Here is a 25624-nt window from a genome sequence, read left to right as displayed (position 1 = left end):
ATGAAGCCGTTATGGAAGTTTTTTTAGTTATTGCCTTTACCCATTTTTTAGCTTTGTTATCCCCCGGGCCTGACTTCTTTCTGATTCTCACCAGTCTTTTGCAAAAGGGTTCGCGCTATACATATGGTGTCATTGTGGGAATTACTTTTGGTAATGCCTTGATTTTGATGGCGTGTATGTTTGGATTTATGGTGCTTGGAAATTTGAGTACGAACATTCTTTTAGTACTTAAATGGCTTGGGGCGGGGTATTTGGTTTATTTGAGCTACCTTTGTTTTAGTGCTGCTCGGTCTGGCACCTTAACTTTTGCTGTTGAAAAAAATGGTTTGATGGATCAAGAGCATCAACAGCAGGATAAATTTAAGAGCTTAGTGTTAGGAATACAATCTAGTCTTCTTAATCCGAAAAATATTATGTTTTATAGTAGCTTAATGTTGCTCATTCAGCATGACTTTAGTCTGTTTCAAAAATTACTGATGAGTACGTGGATGACTGGAGTGGTGCTTGCTTGGAACTTATTATTGGTTCGCTTATTGCTTCAAAATCGGGTTCTAGAACAGATTAAACGTTCTGCTAAGGGCCCATATTATTGCTCTAGTTTGGCTTTCATATTTTTCGCAGTACTGCTGGTTATTTATAGTTAATGTAGTGTACAGCCTTTAATATTACTAAAGGCTGTACAATTTACTTATGCTTAGAGAATTGCTTTTAAACGCTTAACCACTTCTTCACATTGTGCTAAATCGGCAACTAAAGCCATACGCACATGATTTTCCCCAGGGTTACCTTGATCTGTGTCACGAGATAAATAACGGCCAGGTAAAACCTTAATATGTGCTTTTTCCATTAACATCTTGGCAAAAGTTTCATCATTATCAACTTTTAACCAATAATAAAAACCAGCATCTGGCTTTTGCAGAGGTAATAAGTGACCTAGTTCGGTTTGGAATAAATCAAATTTTGCACGATATTGCTTACGATTTTCTTCAACATGGTTCTCATCATTCCATGCTGCAATTGATGCAAGCTGATGTTGAACAGGCATTGCTGCACCATGATAAGTACGATACTGCAAATATGGTTTTAATAATTCTGCATCACCAGCTACAAAACCTGAGCGTAAACCCGGTAAGTTTGAACGTTTAGAAAGTGAGTGGAATACGACACAGTTTTTATAGTCATCACGACCAAGTTCTGCACAAACTTCTAGTAAACCTGTAGGTGCTTGATCGAACCAAAGCTCTGAATAGCATTCGTCAGAAGCAATAACGAAATTATATTGATCAGATAAGGCAATTAACTTTTTGAATTGCTCTTTAGAAAGCACAGTACCTGTTGGGTTACCTGGTGTACATACAAAAAGAAGGGCTGTTTTTTCCCATACTTCTGCTGGTACAGCATCAAAATCACCTAAATAGCCATTTTCTTCGGTGCAATTGATGAAATAAGGTTTTGCACCAGCCAATAGAGCTGCGCCTTCATAAATTTGATAAAACGGATTCGGCATTACTACATACGGCGCGTCTTCACGGTTAATGAGCGCCTGAACAAATGAGAAAATCCCTTCACGAGTACCTGATACGGGTAAAATATGATTTTCTGCACTAATGCTATTCAGGTTGAAGCGTTTGGTTAACCACTCTGCAATACTTTGGCGAAGCTCTGGCAAACCCTTACTATTCGGATAAGTTGATAGATGGTTAAAGTTATCAATGATTGCCTGTTTAACAAACTCTGGTGCTGGGTGCTTAGGTTCACCAATTGATAGTGGAATCAATGGAAGATTAGCAGGAGTGATATCCTTAAAAAGCTGGTTTAACTTTTCAAATGGATACGGGTGCAATAACGACAAGCTAGAGTTCATTAAACAGTTACCAATTAGTTGAGTTTCAGTGCTGACAAATTTGATTAGATGCTTCATCTAATGCAGCTTTAAGCTTTTCCGAGAAGAGTTTGACCTCTTCGTTATTTAACGGTTTTCCATCTTTTTTCGTGACAAAGAAAATATCTTCGGCGCGTTCACCTAAAGTTGCAATTCTAGCTGAATGAATGTCTAAACCTTGCATCATAAATAAGCCACCTACGCGTGCAAGTAGACCAGGGTGATCAAGTGTTGAAATTTCGACCATGTTTTGCTGTAACGCTTCATTCAATGTAACGTCGACTGTATTTTCAATATCAAAATGACGTAGTTGACGTGGAATTCGGCGTTGCATGAGTCCTGGATATTGGTCTGGCTGACTAAGCGCTTTCACTAATGCAGTTTTAACTGTTTCCTCGCGTTCAGGGTCGGTCAGCAATGTACCAAACCGATCAAGTACAACATAGGTATCTAAGCTAAATGCCGTACTTGCCGTGATAATCTTTGCATCTTGAACGTCTAAATTCATTTTGTCCAAAACTGCAACAGTGGTGGCAAAAAGGTTGGGTTGGTCACGTGTATATATAAAGATTTGCACTGCATCTTGGGCAGCTTTACGGTGAGCACGCAACAGTACTAATGGCTCTGGATTATCACCGTGTTTCAAAATTGCTTGAGTGTGCCATGCAATTTCATCTGCTGATTCTTTAATGAAGTATTCATCACCCAGCTCTTGCCATACTTTTTCGACGTCTGCTAATGAGAAGTTATTTACCAGTAATTCACTTGCTGCAAATTTGGTGTCTTCAATCAGCATTTGATAGTCAACAGGACGGCTTAAACCTGTACGAATTACATCACGGGCATGCGTATAAAGTTGGCGCATAAGTGAAGCACGCCATGTGTTCCATAGTTTTGGATTTGTTGCATTAATATCGGCAACCGTTAAGGTATATAGATAATCAAGATGTTCCATATCGCCAAGTTTTTCAGCAAAATCTTTAACAACATCCGGATCGGAAATATCCTTTTTCTGAGCAGTCAGTGACATGAGCAAATGGTTGTGGATGAGCCATGCAATTAATTTGCATTCACGCTCTGTAAAGCCATGCGCACGCCCAAACTCAATCGCATCTTCTGCACCGAGTTCACTATGGTCTCCACCGCGGCCTTTAGCAATGTCATGAAATAATGCAGCGATAAATACAATATCTTGACGTGCGAGACGTTGGAAAACAGAGCTTACAACAGGGAACTCTTTAGCAAACTCAGGTTCTTTAAAACGGTTTAAGTTGCGCAGCAATAATAATGTGTGAGCATCGACTGTATAGATATGGAATAGGTCATATTGCATAAGACCCATAATTTGACCAAATGCTGGAATATAGTTTCCTAAAACACCATAGCGCTTCATCGCAACCAAAGTATCGTATAGGCGATAGGGTGAGCGAATAATAGACATAAACAGTGCTTGATGTTCAGGATTATCTCGATAATTTTGGTTAATCCGTTTTGCAGCAAGAATAAGTAAGCGTAAAGTACGAGCGCGAATGCCTTCAATATCTGGTCGATTAGCCAAAATATAGAATAATTCTAAAATAGCACTTGGATGTTCTGCGAATATTTTGTGGTGCTGTACGGCAAGCTTGTTATCAACGATTTTAAAATGATTATTAACTTCTTCAATTTTACGTTCGTAATTGGGTAAGCGCGGAGTAATAACCGATTCGCTAAAATAGGCCAACAACATTTCATTGAGAGTAGAAACCTGTTGTGCGGTACGGTAGTAGCGTTTCATGAACTGCTCCACACCGTAATTTACAGGTTGACCTTCTTTACGGACATAACCAAATTGAGCCGCAATTTCTCTTTGATGATCGAACAAAAGACGGTTTTCATCACGTTTCGCTAAGCGATGTAAATGGTGGCGAATTTCCCAAAGAAAACTTTCAGCTTCTTCTAAAACTGTTAATTCAAACTCTGAAATAAAACCTAAATGTACTAAGTCATAAATGCGGTTTACGCGGAAATGACGCTTGGCAATCCAGCCAATCTGGTTAATGTCACGAATGCCACCCGGTGCATTTTTAATATCGGGTTCTAAATTGCTTTCTGTATTGTTGTGTTGGTGGTAACGCTTGGCTTGTTCAGCCATTTTTGCATCAAAAAATGTTTTATCTGTCCACGTTTGCGAAACAATACGACGCGGCCATTTTGCAAGTTGACTATTACCAGTAATTAAACGAGCTTCAATTAAAGTCGTTGCAACGGTTAGATCTGTCGCAGCTTGTTCAACACAGCTTTGGATGGTACGAACGCTAATTCCGGGTTTGAAATTACCAACGTCCCATAAAGAGGAAATAAATGTAGAAATACGCTTTTCGTTTTCTTCGTTAATTTCATGTTCTGACAAAATCATGATATCAACATCGGAATAGGGCAACATTTCACGGCGCCCATAACCACCTACTGCAAAAAGACCTAATCCTGTCTGGTCGAGTTCGGCATGTTTCCATAAAAAGATCAGTGCTTCATCAACTAGGTCTGAGCGTGCTTTAATGACTTCCCGAATAGATTGCCCATTTTCATATGAATCCTGCAATTGCTTTTCTACATCCGTTCGCCATTGATTAATGGCTTTAATATCATGATGGCTTGTAACGTAGTTCAGCAATGGCGATGTATTGATCATGAAAATGGGTCTACCAATAAGTAAATATTAAGAGTTGGTTTTTACGCTTACTTGATCAGCGGTTTCTTTCGCTAAAGTACGAGCAAGATCAGTATTTTCTGCACGAGCAGTTGCCACACCCATACGACGTCGTTTGAAACCTTCTGGTTTACCAAACAGGCGTAGGTCAGTATTTGGATTGGCTAACGCCGTATTTAAGCCACTGTAGCTTAAGTTGTTGGCATCTACCCCCGCATAAATGACTGCACTCGCGGCAACACTATGCCGGGCTGTGTTCACTGGTAATCCTAAAATTGCACGAGCATGCAGTTCAAATTCGCTTTGAAATTGCGATGCTAGAGTCACTAGACCTGTATCATGTGGGCGAGGTGATACTTCACTGAACCAGACTTTATCGCCTTTAATAAACAGTTCTACACCAAAAATACCACAGCCACCTAGTGCTGTTGTCACTTTATTTGCAATACGTTTTGCTTCTTCAAGTGCAGCAGGTGTCATTGGTTGAGGCTGCCAGCTTTCTACATAATCACCTGCATCTTGACGGTGACCAATTGGGTCGCAGTAGTGAGTTTCGATTTCACCAGTTTCAGGGTTTTTAGCGCGAACGGTAAGTAATGTAATTTCAAAATCAAAATCAATTTGAGATTCAATGATGACCGTACCTTGGTTAACACGACCACCTTGCATCGCATATTCCCAAGCAGCATCGACTTCATCGAAACTTTTTACACGAGATTGGCCTTTCCCTGAAGATGACATCACTGGTTTTACAAAATTTGGATAACCAATATCATCAGAAGCGGCACGGAAGCTTTCTAATGAGTCAGCAAAGCGATAAGCAGAGGTAGGTAAACCAAGTTCTTCAGCAGCAAGACGACGAATACCTTCACGGTTCATTGTCAGATTTACAGCTTTAGCAGAAGGAATAACTGTTGCAGTTTGGCTCGCTTCAATTTCAACGAGAACTTCTGTAGCGATGGCCTCAATTTCTGGAACAATTAAATTCGGTTTAATTTTTTCGATGAGTTGTTTTAATTGAATAGGATCAGCCATATTTAACACATAAGAAAAATGTGCAACTTGCATGGCTGGCGCATGATCATAACGGTCGGCTGCATGTACTTCTACACCAAGGCGTTGTAAGGAAATTACAACTTCTTTGCCAAGCTCTCCTGAACCTAACAATAAAACTTTAAATGCAGAAGATTGAAGGGGGGTACCGAGTGTCACGCTCATGCGAATCATCCTGACAAAATTATTTTTTTAAGCATAGCAGAACTTATGGTGGAGTTAAGCCTTATAACGCATAAAAAATAAATTTTGTCGGACAATTAAGAATGTACTTTATTTAGACATTAACTTGATAGTTTAAAAGTAGCTCGTCGGCATTTTTACCACGAATACCCCAATTTTCTTTAGGTGTTTCAAAAATCGTAATTTCGATATCTTGAGGTGCTATTTTGCATTGTTCTTCAATATTGCGAAATAACGTTTGGATGAGTCTCTTTTTCGTTTCTGTACTACGGCCTATAAACATTGAAAGCTCAAGGATGATGTAGTGTTGGCTACGGTCAGAAGGATAGATAAAGTTTCCTGGTTTAAGGCTAATAAAACGTTGAAATCTTTTCTCAACCGGATATTTTAATTCTTCAATGAGGGCTTGATGGATTGCATGAGAAAGCAATTCTCGATACTGCATAATGGTTTGTTCATTTGCGTAAATTTTAACTTGTGACATTTTTATCTCTAATGGGTAGATGAAGTTATCTTTTTAATCAATTTAAAAAATTAGTTTTTAAAGCCAGATGTCTAAATAATTCTGGCTGTGATTTATTTTATATAAAGAAGATGAGTTTATCTATTTATAAAGGTAAATAAGTATAGATCAGGCCATAAACAATTGCGGCAGTTAAAGTTGCTGGAACAATTTTCTTTAATTTAAAATAAAGGCCTGCCAAAACTAAAAAGCCAATTAACATTGCCAAGCTTTTATTAGGATCTTCGAGTAATGGTGGAAGAGTGGCAACGACAAGCATGGCACTAATTGCAGATATACCAATACAGCCCAAAGCAATTTTTAACCAGACTGAACCGCGTCTTTGCTGCGTACCTTGCAGCTTTTGTATAACAAAGAATGGTCCAAAACGTGAGGCGAAATTAGCAATACCCACAATTATGCCGACCAGAATAATCTCTAGGTTCATTTTAAACTTCGACCTCTTCTTGTTGTCTTAAAACATAATGTTTAAACAGGCCTGCTAAAATGCCTGAAAGAATACCAATAAAAATGGCAGCAGATAAGTTAATCCAATAGCAGGCTAAAGCTGAAACGACTAAAGATACAGCGACTACAAGGCTATGTTTTCGCTCAAAAGCCGCTAACAAGAAACTCAAAAATAAAGCTGGAAGTAAAAAGTCTAATGCTGCTTGTAAAAATTTTGGAAGATGAGTGACCTGATCTGCAAATAATCCGCCTAGTAAAGAGCCACTTGCCCAAGCCATCCAACTAAATAGGCTAAGTCCTAACATCCAAGATTCAGACCATTGCTGACGACGTTGTGAAAGTTGGATCATGCCACTTGCAAAAACTTCATCGGTTAATCCCCATGCCCAAACCGCCGTTTTTTTTAGATTTAACTTGTTGGGAATAAGGTTATATAGTGCTGGCCCATAAAGCACATGACGAATATCTAGTGCAATGACTGTTAATGCCGTTAACCAGATGGATGAACCACTAGCCAAAAGTGCGACAACCAAGAACTGACTGGCTCCAGCATACATTGAGCAAGATAGGAAAAAAGCTTCCCATGGTGTAAAACCAAACTGAGATGCAGAAACACCGAAGGCAAAAGAAACGGGTAAATAGGTGAGTACGATAGCTTGACTATCTTTGGCACCTTGCCAAAAAGTTGCCGTTTGATCAGCTATCAATTGTTGTTTGGACACAATACACCTTGGCAATAAACCAAATGATAAAAATACTTGAAAGATTGAGTATTGTAGCCGAATTTAATAGCATAGTGCCGAAATGTTTAATCGGCAGTTTGATATGTTCAACGCAAAGATTCGTTTGGTTTATATTGCCATGTTGAGTGCATGTATTTTTGCATTACAGGGTTGTGATAATGGTAATCAGAGTGCAGACAAAAAAGTAGAAATTAAACCAGCACCAAAATTGACTAATGATGCAACTGTATATGCCCAAAAAGCATGGACATTAATCAATACGGTTGATCATTTAGTTTATGAAAAACAGCTCAGCCAAATTAATGACAATGTTCGTAAACCTCTACGTCAATTAAGTACGGACTGGCGTATTAATGTGAAAATGACTGACTCAGTGACAGAAGGGAAATATGCACTTTGTCGTAAAGCATTAACCAGTTTAGATGTATGGGCGCGTGAAACATTGGAAAATAATAATTCAGTTGCTCAGAAGCAAGTAGATTATGAGCGTGATAAAGCTCAGTGTAAGGATGCAATTGATAACCCTAATCTTGGCAATACCTCTCCAAAATAAAAACTTATAAATATAAAAAGCGAGATGATCAGTCTCGCTTTTTTGCTTTTAAACGATAATGAGTGAATGTTAATTATGGTTTGGTTGCCGCTTTAGCTGTGTTAGCAGTTTTTACTGCATCTTGTTTCATTTGATGAGTCATTTGTTGAGATTCATGCTGAGCATGAGTCGCGCTGGTCATTGCATCATGTTTTTGCGTGGTTAAATCCTTTTTCACATCCTGTTTAGTTTTAGTTGCTTCTTTCTTCACTTTTTGAGCGGCAGTTTTTCCATGTACCGCTACACATTTTCCACCTTTGTGATTTGGTCCTGTACCGCCTTGTAATTGAGTTCCTTTAGGACATGCAAATGCCGAAACACTTAACATAGCCAATACGCCTGCTGTAAGAATTGTTGATAATTTTTTCATGTTAATCAGTGCCTTGTTGAGTATTATTGCTCAGCTTGAGTGTAGGGTGAAAATATCTGCTTTAACACATTTATTTTGTGGAAATAGAGTTTGAACAATGTGTTGTTTTGCAGTGTTATCTAATTTTTTAATTTAATTTTAAGTTTTTATTATTTAGCCGCTTTTAAAAAATTAGGATTGTGCTTGAGCAACTACTTTCAATTTCTCAATATCTAGAATCTCAATTTTTCTAAAAGCAATTTTGATGAGTTTCTGTTTTTCGAGCAGACTCAGCTCATGGTTGATAGTCTGTCTAGATGTGGTCAGCATATTTGCCAATTGTTCTTGAGAAATATGAATGTGATGATCTTGAATAAGAATATGATTCCCATATCCTTCTAAAATGAATAAAAGACGTTGAGCAAGCCTTTGAGAAATACTGCGTGTTTGGATAGCAATCTGTTCTAAGAAAACGTACCTGAGTTTTTGGCTGGTTAAACGAGCAAAGTAATACCAGTAATATGGATTGTCTTTGAGTAATTCATTTAATGGTTTTGCAGGAATATGCAGAACGGTACTTTTTTTCAAAGCAATCGCATCGTGCGAACGTGGTTCATGGTCAATGAGGGAGATTTCTCCAAACCACATAATAGGCTCAGCAATAGCAGAAAGAGCTTCATTACCATTTACATCGACATAACCCAAGCTAATTGAGCCTTCAAGCACGGTATAAATGCCATCAAACATATCTTGGGCACGAAAAACATAACTGTTTTTTTCAAAGGTTATTTGCTTACCATGTTCTAGAATAAAGTTTTGGAATGCTTCTGGAAGCGCACTAAACCATGTGTTTTCTTTTAATCGGTTAATATAAATAATATCCAATATTGGGCCATCCATGAAAAAAATCATTACTTTGTCAAATAGCTGACAACTTTAAGTTTTCCTTATTTGTAGAGTATGACTATATGTAGATGAATAGGGAACCACTCATGTCGAATCTGGAGCAACAGCTTAGCAAATATGCGGCTTACCACTTAAATCATAAAAATATTTTGACGCATTTTATTGGTATTCCACTCATCGTGTTTTCAATTTTATGTTTAACAGCAAGAGCTGGGATAGATATTGGTAGTTTTAAACTTACTTTAGCCATGGTGTTGATTGCAGTTAGTACGATTTATTATTTTATTTTAGATAAAGTATTTGGTTTACTCATGCTAATTCTTTTAGTCGCTGTGTATCCACTGGCGAGCCAAATTGCCCAATTATCTTGGGGAGAATGGTTAGCAGCAAGTATTGGTATCTTTGTGGTGGGATGGGTCTTTCAGTTTGTGGGGCATTATTTCGAAAAGAAAAAACCAGCTTTTGTCGATGATGTGATTGGACTTGCGATAGGACCGTTATTTGTATTGGCAGAATTTATATTTATGCTGGGTTTTAGAAAGCCATTGCATGAGCGAATTTTGAAAGAAGCACGTAGTAAACGAGAGATGATGGATCTGAATCATTCCTTATAAATATAAAAAAAGCCCCAATATGTTGGGGCTTTTTCTTAATCTTTGACTTAAACGTTAAAACGGAAGTGCATTACATCGCCATCTTGAACGATGTAAGTTTTACCTTCTAAACGCCATTTACCAGCTTCTTTAGCGCCGTTTTCACCGTTGTATTGTACGAAGTCATCATATGCAACAACTTCAGCACGGATAAAGCCTTTTTCGAAGTCAGTGTGAATCACACCAGCTGCTTGAGGAGCGGTTGCACCAACTTTTACAGTCCATGCACGTACTTCTTGTACACCAGCAGTGAAATAAGTTTGTAAACCTAAAAGTGCATAACCTGCACGAATAACCACATTTAAACCTGGTTCTTCCATGCCCATTGCTTCTAGGAACTCAGCACGATCTTCATCTTCTAATAATGAAATTTCAGCTTCGATCTGGTTGCAAAGAGGAACAACAATTGCGTTTTCTTCCGCAGCTAGTTTTTTTACTGCATCTAAATGCGGGTTATTTTCAAAACCGTCTTCAGCAACGTTTGCAATATACATCGTTGGTTTTAAAGTCATTAAACCAAAACCACGAACTAATTTACGTTCGTCATCAGACAAATCAGCAGCGCGTGCTGGTTTACCTTCGTCTAGTAATGGTTGGATTTTTTCTAAAACTGCTTTAGTTGCAACAGCTTCTTTGTCACCACCTTTAGCGACTTTAGTCAAACGTAAAATTGCTTTAGCAACAGTTTCAAGGTCTGCAAGTGCAAGTTCAGTATTGATGGTTGCGATATCATCTAACGGATCAATTTTACCGTTTACGTGAATCACGTTTTCATCTTCGAAACAACGTACCACGTGAGCAATTGCATCAGTTTCACGAATGTTAGCAAGGAATTGGTTACCCAAGCCTTCACCTTTTGATGCACCAGCAACAAGACCTGCAATATCTACAAATTCCATTGTAGTTGGCAAAATACGTTGCGGTTTAACAATCGCAGCAAGTTTGTCTAAACGTGGATCTGGTACAGGAACAATACCTGTGTTTGGTTCAATGGTACAGAAAGGGAAGTTTTCCGCTGCAATTGCTGCTTTCGTTAATGCATTGAAAAGGGTAGATTTCCCTACGTTTGGCAGACCAACAATACCGCAATTAAAACCCATGAAAACCACTCACAAATGTGTAAATTAAAAATTGTCGCTGATTTTACATGAAAGCCATGACAAAGTCATGGCTAGAGCAGGGTTCTGTTGAGTTTAAACTTTACGTTTATCAAGTTGCTGGGCTAATGCATCACCAGTTGCTTGTACTAACATGACTAAAACAATCAACACTAAAATTACAGCGACCATAATTTGCATATCAAAACGTTGATAGCCATAACGATACGCAATGTCTCCTAGACCACCCGCACCAATAGCACCGGCAATAGCCGAGGAGTTAATCATAGTCACAATAGTCACGGTAAAGCCCGCAACAATACCAGGTAAGGCCTCAGGTAAAAGTACATGCCAAATAATTTGTTTGCGGTTACAGCCCATCGCTTGTGCTGCTTCAATTAAGCCTTGATCGACTTCACGTAAGCTCACCTCTGCAATACGCGCAAAGAAAGGAATTGCAGCAATAGTCAGCGGAACAACCGCCGCCCATACGCCGTAACTTGTCCCGACAATCCAGCGAGTCAGTGGAATCAGGGCCACCATTAAAATAAGAAAAGGTACAGAGCGCGTAATGTTGATTACCCAGCCCAATGCTTGATTAATTTTTTGTGATGGGTGAATGCCATGCTCAGAAGTACTTACTAGAACAACAGCAATCGGTAAGCCAATTAAAAAAGCAATCAATGCAGATGCACCCACCATCAGTAAGGTATCTACAGTTCCACTAATTAATAGATCAATGAGCTGGTCGGGCATAGCCAAGTACCTCAAATTGTGCAATTGCAGTTAATGCGTCTTGTCGTATGGAAGAAATATCAATTTCTACATTAGGAATACCCACTAAAAGTGAGCCAATAATGTGCCCTTGAATGGTGTCGACCTGACTTTGATATAAGTTGACTGGTGCTTTAAACTTAGTAAGTAGTTCTTGTATATCGGGTACTTGATGTGCTTCAGCCTCATATTTAAGTTTTATAATAATATGAGTCGAATTTTCATCGGGTAACGGACTGATCTTAAAAGGCAGGGTGATTTGTTCAAGATTCAGCAATTCTTGAGTAATTTGTTGCTCTGGTCGTGAGAACACAGACCAAACTTGTCCAGTTTCTACAATCTCACCTTGATCAATCACTACGACTTGATCGCAAATTTCTCGAATGACCTGCATTTCGTGAGTGATTAATACAATAGTTAAGCCAAGCTCCTGATTAATCTTTTTAAGCAAAGCTAAAATAGTGGCTGTACTTTCTGGATCAAGTGCTGAGGTCGCTTCATCACAAAGTAAAATTTCAGGGTGGTGAACCAGTGCGCGTGCAATACCGACACGTTGCTTTTGCCCACCAGAAAGTTGTGAGGGATAGTAGTTCGACTTATTTGCTAATCCCACCAGTGCCAAAACTTCATTTACACGTTGGTCGATATCTGGTTTGTTATAGTTCGAAACTTTTAAGGGCAATGCCACATTTTCCCAAACTGTTTTTGCAGACATTAAATTGAAATGTTGAAAAATCATTCCAATCCGTTGACGGGTTTGGATGAGCTCGGCATGACTCAATTCAGCAATGTTTTGTTGATGAATATGAATACTGCCAGTATTCACTTGTTCCAAGCCATTTAAAGTACGGAGCAAGGAAGATTTGCCTGCACCACTTTTCCCAATAATGCCTAAGATTTTACCTTGAGGAACATCAAGGTTAATTTCTTTTAAAGCATGAAGTTTTTGACCTTGTGATTGGTAAAACTTATTTAAACCACGAATTTTGATATGGGGTAGAGAAAAATCAACTTGTGATCCAAAACTCACCATCGTCATTCTCCTTATTTCCAGCCTTGAAACCACATACCTTGGCCAAAGTCTTTATCCAGAATATCCTGCGCTTGTTTTGAGTTCTGGAATGCTTTGACGAAGGTTGCCAGTTTTTGATTTTTATCTTGGTAATCACGACGGGTCACAAACAAAATTGCATATTTTTTATCAATCGGATCTAAAAATAATGCGCTATGCGGGTCGGTTACCTTTGCCATTTTTAAGTAGTGAGGGAAGCCGAAAATTAAATCGACATCGTTATATGCATGTGCTGTCTGAGGGCCTTCAACTTCAACAAAATTTAGCTGTTTAGGATTCGCAATGATGTCTTGGGTCGTTGAAAGTTCATTGTTGCTATCTTTAAGCTGAATTAAGCCAGCACGGTGCAATAAAATTAAAGCGCGAGCTAAATTGACTGGGTCGTTTGGAATAGCAACACGTGCTTTTAAAGGTAAATCATCAAGTGTTTTATATTTTTTTGAATATAAACCTACGTGACTTCCTGAACCCACAGCAAATGCGTGTAAGTCATATCCTGTTTCTTTAACTGCATTACGTAAAAAAACGCTTTGCTGGAAAAAGTTTGCATCAATATCGCCGTTTTGTACGGCAACATTCGGTGCTCGCCAGTCAGAAAATTCAACAAGCTTGACATGAACACCTTGTTTTTCGACTTCATTAGCAACGCTTTGTAGTAGCTCAGCATAAGGTGGGCTAATGCCAATCGTTAAAACATCATCGGTTTGCTTATTTTTAATATAGCGATAACCGACGAGACCCAGAATCACGATTAAAATCGTAATTCCGAGTAACCAAGGTTTATGCTTTTTGAACTGAATAGCCATAATCTTTCCGTTATTACTTCCAGCCAGGGAACCAAAGTGTTGGCCCAATCTCAGCATCTAAGACAGCTTTAACTTTTGGTGAGTTCTGATAAATCTCAACAAATTTCTTCAATTTGTCGCCCTTGTCCTGATAGTCATCACGCACTACAAACAAAATGGCATAACGTTTATTGGTATTGTCATCAAGTAAAAGCGCACTTTCAGGGTCAGCTGTTTTTGCTAAGCGTAAGTAATGTGGGTAGCCAAAGGCCAAGTCAACATCATCAATTGCACGAGCAGTCTGTGGTCCTTCAACCTCGATGAATTGCAAATTTTTAGGGTTTGAAACAACATCTTTGAGTGCAGATAAATGATTGTTTGAATCTTTAAGCGTAATTAATTTAGCTTGCTGTAAGAGTAGTAGAGCACGACCTTGGTTAACTGGATCATTTGGAATGACTACACGTGCATTTTGTGGCAATTCATCTAAGCTTTTATATTTCTTTGAATAAAGTCCCACATGTGATGCTGCACCCACTGCAAATGCCTTTAATTTAAAGCCAGTTTCTTTAATTGCATTATCTAAGAAAGGTTGATGCTGGAAAAAGTTCGCATCAATATCCCCATGATTTAAAGTAATGTTTGGTGTATTCCAGTCAGAAAATTCAACCAGTTTCACATTTAAACCCTGTAGCTTTGCTTCATCGGCAGCAGCTTGTAAAGTTTTTGCAAATGGTGGACTAATGCCAATTACAAGTTCATTTGAGCCACTTTGACGGTGTTTATTCCAAAAGAATAAAGCAACAAAAAGGACTACAACGACTAAGCCTACGCCTAGCCATTTTTTAGAGGCTGTTTGAGCCATGTCTATCTCCAAATTTAAGCGGTTATTTCTTCAATTTTTGTTAAGTTTTTGCTGTTGTTATAGGGACTACATCGGAACGCTTGAACAGGGTGCTGTTTCGGTAATTGATCACCCCGATTAAAGATTTTGTTCCGCAAAGAGCCCGTTTTATATGCAGTTTTATAACGCCCACGTTGTTGTAGCTCAGGAATGACCAAGCGAATAAAGTCGTGGTGAGACTCAGGTGCAACAGTACGTGTCAAATTAAAACCATCAATATCGGTCTCATCTAAAAGATGAATTAAGTATTCAGCAACCTCTTCGCCACTGCCAACAATGAGTGGATAACGGCCGCCTAAAACATGTTGAGCTTTTAAATCATTTTTAGTGATTTGCTGTTCTTTAAATTTTTCGGTAATGGAAACAATGCTGTTACTTTTCTGATAAGGAATAGCTTCATCATCGTCAAACTTACTTAGGTCAATACCAGTTGAACTTGCATAATGAGCTAAGCCTGCTTCAGGACTTGCGTACTGACGATATTCATTAAGTTTTTGTACTGCGAGGTCATGTGTCTCAGCAACAACAACGGTTATGCCGACAAAGATTTTGATGTCATCAGCTGCACGGCCTTGCTGTTCGGCAAGATTACGAATCTTTTTTACTTGCTCACGAATTTTTTCGGGCTTGTCACCACCAATAAATACACATTCGGCATGACGAGTCGCAAACTGCATACCTTTAGGCGAAGCACCTGCTTGGAAGAGCGTTGGAGTGCGTTGCACCGAAGGAGACACCTGAAACACACCTTCACTTTGGTAATATTTTCCATGGTGGTGAATGGTGTGTACCTTAGTTGGGTCTGTAAAAACACGATTTACTTTATCTTTTTTTACAGCGTCGTTTTCCCATGAACCTTCCCAATATTTATAGCAAAGCTCTAAAAATTCTTCGGCTTGTTCATAACGTGCATCGTGGTCTTTCAAACCTTTTTGACCGATAAGACGTTCCGCACTATCTAGATAACCGGTAACAATATTCCAGCCAATACGACCTTGAGTTAAATGGTCAAGACTCGCAAAGCGACGAGCAAACTGATACGGATGCTCATAGCTTAAGTTCACAGTGACCCCAAAACTTAAGTCTTGAGTGACTGCTGCCATAGCTGAAATGAGTGTGGATGGGTCATGGCTCGGGAGCTGAATTGACTCTTTTAAAGTCAGATCAATGCCATTTTGATAGACGTCATACACACCTGTAATATCGGCAATAAACAAACCATCAAACAGACCACTTTCTAAGGTTTTGGCTTGTTCTGTCCAATAGCTCAGTTCATTAAAACGGTGTGACTCATCACGTGGATGTGTCCATAGACCATGATTAATATGCCCAACACAATTCATATCAAAGGCATTCAGCAAAATCTCTTTAGCTTTAAAGTCTGTCATTACAATGTCCCCCGACGAGGTGGTAGAACACCGTTTAAAACATAGTTGCCGATAAAGTAATATTTCCAGCGTGCAGCATCATGCAACGTATGCACGCGTGCATTGCGCCAGAAACGGTCTAAGCCATCTTGTGCTTGACTACCACGGCTACCAGCAAGTTCAATCAGCTTCGACGATGCTTTTAGTGCGATATCACTACTATGAGCACGGACTTTGGCAACATCAATTGAAGCCTTAGCAATCCTTTCAGGTGTGGTTTCAATTTTTGCGGCATCAATTGATTGAGCAGCTTGTTTTAATAAGACTTCACTTGCGCGTACATCTACGGCAATGCGTCCTAATTCATAAATTGTTAAAGGATCTTGGTTTGCCGCTTCTACTTGTGAATCAATCCATGGGCGAGCTTGATGCACTCTTTGCAAGCTTTCCTCAAAGGCTGCACGCGCAATACCTACCTCAATAGAGGCGTGCATAATTTGGGCAAATGGACCAACTAAAGTTGGCTGTAAGAATGCAGTATCAAAAGGAATGACATCATCTGCATCGACAAAAACCTGATCAAACTTGACTGTGCCACTACCTGTAGTTTTTTGTCCAAAGCCAGACCAGTCATCGACAAGTTTTAATCCTTGCGAACCACTTTTCACAAATGCCAGATATTCTCGGCCAGCATCGTCTAGAACTAAAGTTGGAATACGGTGAGCAAATAAGCTTCCTGTGCAATAAAACTTTTCGCCTTGAATGAGATATCCATTTTCGTGAGGACGGATATTGGTTTGTTTGTGAGTCGAAGTTTTTGTTTTAAATTCAGCAAGTGCATTACCAAAGCGAGTGCCATTTAATACTTCGCCATATAAGCGTTGTTTTTGAGCTTCTGTTCCCGTGTTGCGTAAGACTTCCAAAGCATAGAAATGGTTTTGTGGAATTTGACCGATTGAACCATCTGCACCACTTAATAGTGCAATTACTTTAGCTACCGTATGGCTTGAAACTTCGGCACCACCATATTGTTTGGGTACTGTAATTGCCCAAAGCCCAGACTGGCTTAAGGCATCAATTTCGGTATACGGTAAAATTCGCTTGGTATCCCGTTCTACTGCGGTTTTTTTAAATTGCTCAGCAAATTGTTTAGCAATTTCTAAAGCTTCAGCATCATTTTGAATAATGTGTGCTTGGTTAGATGCCGATGTTTGTTTAGTTTGAACCGATTGATATGAAGTCATGACAATTTCTCCTTAAATCCAAGCATGGCGGGCAGGGAAATGACCATTCAGGTAATAATTGCCAATGGCATGTAATTTCCAACGGACAGGGTCGTGTAATGTATGTACACGGGCATTTCGCCAATGTTGATCTAAATTGTGCTGGCTTAAACTTGAGCGACTTCCACCAAGTTCCAGCAATTTTTCAGAGATTTGTAGAGCGGCATCATTGGCATAGACTTTCGCTTCAGCAACCAAAATTGAAGCTTTTGCTACTTGTTCATCAGTCACATTTTGAATTTGGTCAAGTTCATCTAAATATTCAGCAGCTTCATCAAGTAATAAAATTGCAGCGTCGAGCACAATATTTAACTTACCAACCTCTTGTAGGGTGTAATGCTCAAAACTGGCTTTTTCAACATTTGCATCAATAATTGGACGCGCTTTATGAATAGTCGATAAGGTATCTTCAAAAGCGGCTTCTGCAATTCCAACATCAATTGCAACTTGTAATAACTGCGAATAAGCACCGCGATAAGTTGGGACTTGTGTTAATAAGCGTTCATCAAAAATAAGTTCAGGATTAACTTCAACATCATTTAATTTAACTGTGCCGCTCGCAGTTGTACGTTGGCCAAAGCCATTCCAGTCATTAATGACTTCAATGCCTTGGGCTTCTCGGTTAACAATCACTAAAACGACATGGCCTTCAGGATGAACGGCCTTAATTGCAAGCCAGTGAGCAAAACTTGTTCCTGTCGAATAAAATTTCTCACCGTTTAAAATATATTTGCCATTTTCAATGGTGAGCGTGGTTTTTAGTGTTTTTGAGTCATGTGTATTACGTTCTGGGCCACCGTTGGCAAGACGTTTTCCTGCTAATATTTCTGAAAAGATAAATTGTTTTTGTTGTTCTGTACCTAAGATTTCGATCAGGTTTAAAAGGCTAATCTGATTTTGTGGAATCTGACCAACATTCGCATCGCCTTTACTTAAAATACGGAAAACTTGTGCCAAGGTTTTATTCGACACAAAAGCTCCGCCATATTTTTTTGCAATTCGGATTCCGCCTAAGCCTTTTTGGCTAAAGCTTTCGATTTGCTCATGAGGTAATAAGCGTTGTTGATCACGTGTATTACGACCCTCTAAAGCATAATCCGCCACTTGATAAGCGGCATTAATGGCTTGTTGATCATTTTGAATGACTTGGACGTATGCCGTCGTTTTAGATAGAGAATTAGACATAATGACACCTTGTATTGCTGTCATTACCTTACAAAAGAAATATTTTTCCACTAAACGAGGACTTATGCTCAGCTTATGAAATAAAGTGCAAAGCATTTTTTTTGATTTTTAATGGAAAAATAAAGATATTAAAAGTTATTGTAAATCAATTGGTTGTTGTTTTTATGCAAAAAATTAATAATAAAATTAGTTTTAATATGAAAAAGAGCAATAAGTACGGTAAAAAAAGATATAAAAAAATAGACTTAACTGTCAGCAAAAATGAGCACAATATCCATTGTTTTCACTAAAAATAGCTTCTAAAGTATCTACTTACCATCGACCATTTTTGTACAAATAGTCAAATAAAAATAAACGTGGAGATTTTATGCGGGTTTTGTATCAGTTCCCTTTGTCCCATTATTGTGAAAAAGCTCGCTGGTTGTTAGACCATAAAGAACTTGATTATGTGGCTCATAACTTGATTCCAGGGTTTCATCGTGCTTTCGCACAACTCAAAACAGGGCAAAATTTGCTGCCAATTTTGAAAGATGATCATCAATGGATTGCTGAATCAACCAAAATTGCACTTTATCTGGATGATACCTACCCAGAACATGTGCTTTTACGTCGTGATGAGCAACTTAGACAACAAACACTGAAAATTGATAGTTTGGCTGATGATCTTGGGATACATGTGCGCCGTTGGGCATTAGCACATAATTTAGCCCAAGGGGACCATGCTCTAGAAATTATGATGGGTGAACAAGGTTATTTACGTCAGTTTGAAAAAATATCAAAACCTTTTCTCAAAACACTCGTAAAGAAGAACTATAAGCTTGAAGAGGAGTTAGTGAGCCAGTCCAAAGAGCATATGGATGAACTCATAAATGAACTAAACCTGTATCTAATAGAAAATCAAGCGCGCTATATGGTGGGCGATCGATTAAGTCTTGCCGATATTTCTGTCTGTTCGATGCTTGCACCACTATTAGAGGTAAAAGGTACGCCGTGGGAGCGTGAAGAGGCAGAAGAAGTTTCAGTCGAATGGAGCAATTATCAAAAATATTTACTTGATTTGCCTCTAGGCCAATATGTTTTAAGAATATATCAAACCGAAAGAAACGCGCGCGTAGATTGGCGAGGAATTTAAACTTTATAAAATGCCCTGATTTTCTCAGGGCATTTTTGTAATATTTCTAAGGTCACTCATTTATCTAAATATTACTATCAATTTTCTAAATGATTTTTATTAAACCATTTGTATATATTATTTTGATGCTTAAGTTGCTTTTTACAATGTGAATTTAATGTTTAGCTAAATCTTTAATAATTTTAATTTTTATAATTTTCTAGAAAATATAATTTTTCTAAAAACAGTTTTTAGAAGAAGTTAAGCCTCTTTATTGTGCATGTGTTTACAATGTAATCAATAATTGCCACATTTAAGTGTAATTAGGTGAGCTTAATAATAGACAGAAGATTAAAATATAGATTAAAGTAGAAACATGTGAGCAGTTTTAAAGGTATTAATTCTGCAAAACAGATTGAATAAAATAAGTGAAGCAAATGGATGTGTCCTACTTGGAAAAGTTGGCTCGATAATTGCAATTTAATAATAAATCACTCTATTTCTCTATATGAATGATTCTATAGATAAATAGAGAGAATGATCATCAAGGAGTTCTTATGAAACGTTCTGCAACCTCTCTCATTGTTTCAACAGTTATGCTTTGTACGGTTGGTGCTACTTCTCAAATTCAGGCAGCAGATACATTAGCTAAAATTAAAAGCAGCGGAAAAATCGTCATTGGCCACCGAGAATCTTCTGACCCAATTTCATATGTTGTTGCAGGTAAACCAGTAGGTTATGCAGTCGATATCTGTAACCAGTTTGCAAATGACATTAAAAAAGAATTGAAAATGCCTGGGCTAAAAGTTGAATACAAGGCAGTAACTTCATCAACTCGTATTCCTGAACTTTTAGCAGGCAATATCGATATGGAATGTGGTACGACCACAAACTCTAAGCAACGCCAAGAACAAGTTGGTTTCTCAACAAACTACTATGCGACTGAAGTACGTATGGCAGTTAAAGCGAACTCTGGCATTAAGAGTTTGGCAGATTTAAATGGCAAGGCTGTTGTAACAACTCAAGGTACAACATCTGATAAATACATCAAGATGAATGAAAAAGGCCAAGCACTTACTATCCAAAACATCTATGGTAAAGATCACTCAGACTCTTTTGCAATGATGGCATCAGGCCGTGCTGCTGCATTTGTCATGGATGATAATATTTTAGCTGGTTTAGTTGCCAAGTCTTCTACACCTAAAGCTTTCGCAATTGTTGGTCCAGTACTTTCATCAGAGCCTTATGGCATTATGCTTGCTAAAGGTGATACAAAATTTAAAGCGATTGCTGACCGTACTGTAAATAATCTATGGAAAACTGGTCAAATGGACGCTTTATATAAGAAGTGGTTCTTATCGCCAATTCCACCAAAAAATACAAATTTGAACATGCCACAAAGTTCATCTTATAAAAAATTAAAAGCTCACCCAACAGATGCAGGGATCTAACAAGATCTTTTTGTCCTAAATTTACTTAAGCAAGTGAAACCTCACTTGCTTAAGCGGTCTATTTTCCTAAAGATATTCATTTAAGGGGCAAACATGTCAGTCGGCTCGCTAAACTGGACTATATTCTGTGCGGAGTCTAATGAATATGGTGTCGATAAAGCCGCATGGGCAGAATCAGTCTGTAGAGTAATTGGTAGCTCAAGCTACAATGCTCATGCTGAAGCGCCCACATGGTTACAAATGTTAGGTTCAGGCGTCTTTACTATGGTTTGGACAGCTGTTATAGCCTTTCTTATCGCATTTTTATTAGGTTCTCTCCTAGGGGTAATTCGTACATTACCCAACAAACCTCTCGCATTTATTGGCAATTGTTACGTTGAAATTTTCCGTAATATTCCACTTATCGTACAGCTATTCTTCTGGGCATTTGTTTTTCCGGAATTTTTGCCGGATAGCATAAGTGCAGGCAGTGGGGATGTTGTTGCTGGTGGATGGTGGAAAAATCTTTTAAATCAGCAACCTGCGGTTATTGGTGTTTTTGCATTAGGTCTCTACACAGCTGCGCGTGTATCTGAGCATATACGTGCTGGTATTAATACTGTTTCAACAGGACAAAAATTTGCTGCTTCCGCAGTAGGTTTTACCACTGCACAAAGCTATCGTTATGTCATTTTACCTGTTGCATATCGTACTGTGTGGCCCACGATTACTTCTGAAGCAATGAACGTTTTCAAAAACTCAGCTGTTTTATATGCTTTGAGTGTTTTGAACTTCTTCGCTTATACAAAAACCATGCGGGAAGAAACTTCTCAGGACATCATTATTCTTATTCTCTCTACACCTGTTTATTTGATCATTACTTATAGCATTAAATTTGTAATGGCATGGATTGAGAAACGAATGGCTGTACCTGGCTTAGGTTCGGGAGGGAAGTAATTATGGATTTTTCTTTATTACAGAACCCTGACGTGATTGCGGCACTCAAAGAAGGTTTCGTTTTTACCCTTACCGTAACTGTATTGGCGATGCTGGGCGGTATTCTGATCGGAACCCCATTGGCAATGATGCGTTTGTCTAGCAATGCCATCGCAAGTAATTTCGCAAAATTTTATGTCGATCTGTTTCGTGGTATTCCATTGATACAGGTAATCTTTATTTTCTACTTTTTGTTGCCGAAAATATTTGAGTTTCAATCGGATACATATTGGGGACCGTTGTTTTCGAGTGTTGTGACTTTTGCTATTTTTGAGGCTGCATTTTTCTCGGAAATTGTACGCTCAGGCATTCAGTCTATTTCAAGAGGTCAGGTAAATGCAGGTTACGCGCTAGGTTTTACCTATGGTCAATCAATGCGCTATGTGGTTTTACCTCAAGCTTTTCGTAACATGCTCCCAGTATTGTTAACTCAAACAATTATTTTATTTCAGGATATCTCATTAGTTTATGTGATTAGTGCCCCAGACTTTTTAGGTCGTGCAGATACATTGGCTAATACTTATGGTCCTGAAACGAAAGCAACATTCTATTTAATCGTCGCTGTAGTGTACTTCTGTAGCTCGTTTGTGCTATCGCAATTAGTCAAACGCTTACAGCAAAAAATTGCCATCATTCGCTAATTGGAGATTTTAAATGCCAATGATAGACATCCAACATATCTCTAAATGGTATGGTGATTTTCAGGTTTTAACAGATTGCACGACGAGTATTGAAAAAGGTGATGTCGTTGTTGTTTGCGGGCCGTCTGGTTCAGGAAAATCAACACTCATTAAAACAGTAAATGCGTTAGAACCATTTCAACAAGGCGATATTATTGTTGATGGCGTTTCTCTGAAAGATCCAAAAACAGATCTTGCTAAATTCCGTTCACGAGTGGGAATGGTCTTTCAGCACTTTGAACTTTTTCCACACATGACTGTTTTGGAAAATTTAACAATTGCTCAAGTTAAAGTGTTAAAGCGTTCAGTTGCCGATGCTCGTGCAAAAGGTTTGAAATATTTAGAACGTGTAGGTTTGCTTGCGCATAAAGATAAGTTTCCGGGGCAATTGTCTGGTGGACAGCAGCAACGTGTAGCGATTGCGCGTGGCTTGTCCATGGACCCAATTTGTATGTTGTTTGATGAACCAACTTCTGCACTTGACCCTGAAATGGTCGGTGAAGTACTTGAAGTAATGGTGCAACTTGCACATGAAGGTATGACCATGATGTGTGTTACACATGAAATGGGCTTCGCTAAAAGAGTATCTAACCGTTTAATTTTTATGGATGAAGGTAAGATTTTAGAAGACTGCCCAACACATGAATTTTTTGATAATTTAGATGCTCGCCACGAGCGTGCTAAACTTTTCTTAGAAAAAATTCAAGCCATGCATTAATACCGCTAATAAAAAAAGAGCCTTTTGAAAGGCTCTTTTTTTACATCCAATTTTTAGAAACTATATTTTGCTAATAAATTAATACGAGAGTAATCACCCTTATCGCCTGCGAAAGTTTCTCGTTGGCCATAAGTATATTCTGCACCTAAATCAATATTTTTAACTGGATTCCAGATTAAATTGACCAAGGCATTATAAATTTCTTTGTTATAGCTGGTACTGGTTAAATTGCTATTTGCGTAAACGCTATCATCTTTATATTGAATACCGCCTATTGCAAAAGTAGAGCGGAGGATAGGGCTCCATTTTCGTTGATATCCAATCACTGCACTATCAAATTCGCCTAAATTAATATCCTGTGTTGTTGTGTCATAGGCATAAGCAGAATTGCTATAAGATAAATAACGGCCGTCTCCTTTTACATGATAGTAGTTAGCAACCAAGCTATCTTGAGGCGTTAAATCATATTTACCTCCAACGCCTACACCCCAACCAAATTTTTCTTCAGAAGCGCTATCTTTTGGAGCTACACGGTTTTCATGGGCAAGACCATGTAGTTGTAATAGGCCTTTGTTATCAGCAGTTTTAAAATCATATCGGGTTGTTAGAGCAGGGAAGCGACTTCCACCAGCAGCATTACTCACTTTTTCAACATCACCACCTTCTAAAGCAACTAGTATTTTCTGTTGGGCATTAATCGGCTGAGTATAACGAACTTGTACCGTACGTGTAGTGCCTGTACCAACAGCTCCGGTGAAATCTAGAGTTTCGGGTGATGTATCGGTGTTCACAAAAGGTGAAGTGGTTTGACCAGCTAACCATTTTCCTAAAGACATATAGGCATGGCGAACACGGAAGGTTCCATTGCCATTGTCTCCATTTCCACCCATGAAATCGGCTTCAATTTTCCCTGTTAAATCTCCATATTGAGTTGGACGAGTAATATCTAGGCCAATTCGTGAGGTCGCAGCAGATACATTTAAGGAATCTTGTCTTGGATCATCTTTATTTAAGGGGTAGTTAGCGCCATTTGAAATGCTACCATTTGAACCTTTAAAGTCGTAGGTTGCATCTACTCGGACATTACCATAAAGCTTAACTTGGGTTTGACCATCCGTCATTGCCATCCAACCTGGTTTTGATACGGGAGAGGTAGAAGCGGCAGGTGTTGCGGGAGATGCTGGTGGAGCACTGACCGATAAAGCTGTTTTTTGTTGATCAGATAGTTTCTGGACAAGTTGTTTTAATTCCTTTACTTCATCACGCAACGCATTAACTTCAGCATCTGTAGCTGCATGCACAGGCATCGTCACGCTAATTACACCTAAATAACTCATTGCTAGCACTAGTGTTTTGATCTTATTCACAGGAATTCCCCGACATGGATAAAAATTTTCCTGCAAATACATAACAATAATAATGCCAACTTTAAGCATTTAGAAAAATAGTAAAATTTCTATTTTTATCATTGGCTTATGTTAAAATAGAAGTGTAAATAAGCCCCTACATTGAAAAAAATAAATGAGAGCATGAAATTGATTCTCTAAAATGAGTCATATGATCTATTATTTGCACGGTTAAAATGCATAACTGCAATAAAATATGTAAAAGAAATAAATGTTTTAGCTATTTTTAAACCTTCGTATTTTTCAATGCGTCGGAGTTGTATAGGGTATACTGTCCTCATTGTAAAATTCTGGCTGGAGATAGGAATGGAGTTAGATCGTTTTGATAAACAAATTCTAGAAATTTTGTCTCATGAAGACTTAAATTTGAATGAACTTTCAGAACGGATCAATCTGTCAGTCAGTTCTGTGCATCGCCGGATTAAACATCTGATTGAAGCCAACGTTATGGGGCAACTCAAAAGGGAAATTAATTTTAGTAAACTCGGCTTTACCTTGCACATCTTATTGCAAGTTTCATTGAGTAAGCATGACACTGAAACATTTGACAAGTTTCTTTCCGAAATAGAAGCAATTCCAGAAGTGACCAATGCATTTTTAGTGACAGGGCAAAGTGCCGATTTTATTTTGGAACTTGTAGCACGCAACATGGATGACTACAGTGAAATTTTATTAAGACGTATTGGAAAAATTGACAATGTGGTTGCTTTGCATTCCAGCTTTGTTATTAAAAAATATAATGTTTTTAACTGCTATAACCTATTAAATAAACTATAAAAAAACGCACCCAATGGTG

General features: G+C 38.4%; 26 protein-coding genes. 9 read left to right on the top strand and 17 right to left on the bottom strand.

The features are described from left to right. The first annotated feature begins 11 nt into the window (after nt 1–11). Nucleotides 12–644: a LysE family translocator gene (locus AC07M3_RS02970; protein ID WP_494566460.1), complete on the top strand. Its 633-nt coding sequence runs from the start codon at nt 12–14 to the stop codon at nt 642–644. A 50-nt stretch (nt 645–694) separates the two neighbouring features. Here AC07M3_RS02970 and dapC read toward each other — a convergent pair whose 3' ends face one another. The 6 genes from dapC to AC07M3_RS02940 all read right to left on the bottom strand — a co-directional run bounded on the left by dapC (nt 695) and on the right by AC07M3_RS02940 (nt 7481). Beyond that, entirely contained in the window at nt 695–1864 is a 1170-nt protein-coding gene (gene dapC, locus AC07M3_RS02965) for a succinyldiaminopimelate transaminase (RefSeq protein ID WP_494566906.1), read from the bottom strand. A gap of 25 nt (nt 1865–1889) precedes the next feature. Then, nucleotides 1890–4553 carry a [protein-PII] uridylyltransferase gene (gene glnD, locus AC07M3_RS02960; RefSeq protein ID WP_133746220.1) on the bottom strand — a complete coding sequence of 888 codons (2664 nt, stop codon included), beginning with the start codon at nt 4551–4553 and terminating at the stop codon, nt 1890–1892. Between the two features lie 27 nt (nt 4554–4580). Continuing rightward, entirely contained in the window at nt 4581–5798 is a 1218-nt protein-coding gene (gene purT / locus AC07M3_RS02955; RefSeq protein WP_080026832.1) for a formate-dependent phosphoribosylglycinamide formyltransferase, read from the bottom strand. A 103-nt stretch (nt 5799–5901) separates the two neighbouring features. Continuing rightward, on the bottom strand, nt 5902–6291 hold the full coding sequence (locus tag AC07M3_RS02950) for a tautomerase family protein (protein WP_209733398.1): 390 nt from the start codon (nt 6289–6291) through the stop codon (nt 5902–5904). A 124-nt stretch (nt 6292–6415) separates the two neighbouring features. Beyond that, nucleotides 6416–6757 carry an L-valine transporter subunit YgaH gene (gene ygaH / locus AC07M3_RS02945; protein ID WP_494566459.1) on the bottom strand — a complete coding sequence of 114 codons (342 nt, stop codon included), beginning with the start codon at nt 6755–6757 and terminating at the stop codon, nt 6416–6418. 1 nt (nt 6758) lies between these two features. Next, nucleotides 6759–7481, bottom strand: a complete 723-nt coding sequence (locus AC07M3_RS02940; protein WP_209734249.1) for an AzlC family ABC transporter permease — start codon at nt 7479–7481, stop codon at nt 6759–6761. A 121-nt stretch (nt 7482–7602) separates the two neighbouring features. Here AC07M3_RS02940 and AC07M3_RS02935 point away from each other — a divergent pair, with 121 nt between their 5' ends. After that, nucleotides 7603–8073: a hypothetical protein gene (locus tag AC07M3_RS02935; protein WP_209733400.1), complete on the top strand. Its 471-nt coding sequence runs from the start codon at nt 7603–7605 to the stop codon at nt 8071–8073. 73 nt (nt 8074–8146) lie between these two features. Here the strand turns inward: AC07M3_RS02935 and AC07M3_RS02930 are convergent, their stop codons facing one another. After that, on the bottom strand, nt 8147–8482 hold the full coding sequence (locus tag AC07M3_RS02930) for a hypothetical protein (RefSeq protein ID WP_494566458.1): 336 nt from the start codon (nt 8480–8482) through the stop codon (nt 8147–8149). A gap of 171 nt (nt 8483–8653) precedes the next feature. Next, on the bottom strand, nt 8654–9361 hold the full coding sequence (locus AC07M3_RS02925) for a Crp/Fnr family transcriptional regulator (protein ID WP_494566457.1): 708 nt from the start codon (nt 9359–9361) through the stop codon (nt 8654–8656). A 92-nt stretch (nt 9362–9453) separates the two neighbouring features. Here AC07M3_RS02925 and AC07M3_RS02920 point away from each other — a divergent pair, with 92 nt between their 5' ends. After that, entirely contained in the window at nt 9454–9981 is a 528-nt protein-coding gene (locus AC07M3_RS02920) for an Mpo1 family 2-hydroxy fatty acid dioxygenase (protein WP_199990662.1), read from the top strand. 47 nt (nt 9982–10028) lie between these two features. Here AC07M3_RS02920 and ychF read toward each other — a convergent pair whose 3' ends face one another. From ychF to AC07M3_RS02880, 8 genes are all read right to left on the bottom strand, one after another. Further along, entirely contained in the window at nt 10029–11120 is a 1092-nt protein-coding gene (gene ychF / locus AC07M3_RS02915) for a redox-regulated ATPase YchF (protein WP_017390507.1), read from the bottom strand. A gap of 93 nt (nt 11121–11213) precedes the next feature. Beyond that, a complete protein-coding gene (locus AC07M3_RS02910; RefSeq protein WP_003651328.1) occupies nt 11214–11873 on the bottom strand; it encodes a methionine ABC transporter permease in 660 nt (219 codons plus the stop codon). After that, nucleotides 11854–12930, bottom strand: a complete 1077-nt coding sequence (locus AC07M3_RS02905; protein WP_494566456.1) for a methionine ABC transporter ATP-binding protein — start codon at nt 12928–12930, stop codon at nt 11854–11856. Before AC07M3_RS02905 ends, AC07M3_RS02910 begins: the two co-directional genes overlap by 20 nt. A gap of 5 nt (nt 12931–12935) precedes the next feature. Continuing rightward, the gene (locus AC07M3_RS02900; RefSeq protein ID WP_307010132.1) at nt 12936–13769 is read right to left on the bottom strand and encodes a MetQ/NlpA family ABC transporter substrate-binding protein; all 834 of its coding nucleotides are present in this window, start codon (nt 13767–13769) and stop codon (nt 12936–12938) included. Between the two features lie 13 nt (nt 13770–13782). Beyond that, nucleotides 13783–14613, bottom strand: a complete 831-nt coding sequence (locus tag AC07M3_RS02895) for a MetQ/NlpA family ABC transporter substrate-binding protein (protein WP_005041242.1) — start codon at nt 14611–14613, stop codon at nt 13783–13785. Nucleotides 14614–14627: 14 nt separating this feature from the next. Next, nucleotides 14628–16040 carry an LLM class flavin-dependent oxidoreductase gene (locus AC07M3_RS02890; RefSeq protein WP_494566455.1) on the bottom strand — a complete coding sequence of 471 codons (1413 nt, stop codon included), beginning with the start codon at nt 16038–16040 and terminating at the stop codon, nt 14628–14630. Further along, a complete protein-coding gene (locus AC07M3_RS02885; protein WP_199990658.1) occupies nt 16040–17263 on the bottom strand; it encodes an SfnB family sulfur acquisition oxidoreductase in 1224 nt (407 codons plus the stop codon). The genes AC07M3_RS02890 and AC07M3_RS02885 overlap by 1 nt, the downstream gene beginning before the upstream one ends. 12 nt (nt 17264–17275) lie before the next feature. Further along, nucleotides 17276–18511 (bottom strand): SfnB family sulfur acquisition oxidoreductase, encoded by a 1236-nt coding sequence (locus AC07M3_RS02880; protein WP_494566454.1) that lies wholly within the window; start codon nt 18509–18511, stop codon nt 17276–17278. Nucleotides 18512–18854: 343 nt separating this feature from the next. Between AC07M3_RS02880 and AC07M3_RS02875 the strand changes: the two genes are divergently transcribed. The 5 genes from AC07M3_RS02875 to AC07M3_RS02855 all read left to right on the top strand — a co-directional run bounded on the left by AC07M3_RS02875 (nt 18855) and on the right by AC07M3_RS02855 (nt 23422). Continuing rightward, the gene (locus tag AC07M3_RS02875) at nt 18855–19619 is read left to right on the top strand and encodes a glutathione S-transferase family protein (protein WP_309950442.1); all 765 of its coding nucleotides are present in this window, start codon (nt 18855–18857) and stop codon (nt 19617–19619) included. Nucleotides 19620–20155: 536 nt separating this feature from the next. After that, nucleotides 20156–21049: an amino acid ABC transporter substrate-binding protein gene (locus tag AC07M3_RS02870; protein WP_092705553.1), complete on the top strand. Its 894-nt coding sequence runs from the start codon at nt 20156–20158 to the stop codon at nt 21047–21049. A 93-nt stretch (nt 21050–21142) separates the two neighbouring features. Next, nucleotides 21143–21985: an amino acid ABC transporter permease gene (locus AC07M3_RS02865; RefSeq protein WP_004642555.1), complete on the top strand. Its 843-nt coding sequence runs from the start codon at nt 21143–21145 to the stop codon at nt 21983–21985. A gap of 2 nt (nt 21986–21987) precedes the next feature. Beyond that, nucleotides 21988–22665, top strand: coding sequence for an amino acid ABC transporter permease (locus tag AC07M3_RS02860; protein WP_005047524.1), 678 nt, complete (start codon nt 21988–21990; stop codon nt 22663–22665). Between the two features lie 13 nt (nt 22666–22678). Further along, nucleotides 22679–23422, top strand: a complete 744-nt coding sequence (locus AC07M3_RS02855) for an amino acid ABC transporter ATP-binding protein (RefSeq protein ID WP_042896581.1) — start codon at nt 22679–22681, stop codon at nt 23420–23422. 53 nt (nt 23423–23475) lie between these two features. Here the strand turns inward: AC07M3_RS02855 and AC07M3_RS02850 are convergent, their stop codons facing one another. Further along, a complete protein-coding gene (locus AC07M3_RS02850) occupies nt 23476–24789 on the bottom strand; it encodes a DcaP family trimeric outer membrane transporter (protein WP_494566453.1) in 1314 nt (437 codons plus the stop codon). Between the two features lie 345 nt (nt 24790–25134). On the opposite strand from AC07M3_RS02850, the gene AC07M3_RS02845 reads away from it, so the two are divergent. After that, a complete protein-coding gene (locus AC07M3_RS02845) occupies nt 25135–25605 on the top strand; it encodes an Lrp/AsnC family transcriptional regulator (RefSeq protein WP_004642558.1) in 471 nt (156 codons plus the stop codon). Nucleotides 25606–25624 lie beyond the last annotated feature (19 nt).

The organism is Acinetobacter sp. GW821-FHT09D10, assembly GCF_059416285.1.
This window is presented reverse-complemented; position numbering and strand designations above follow the sequence as displayed.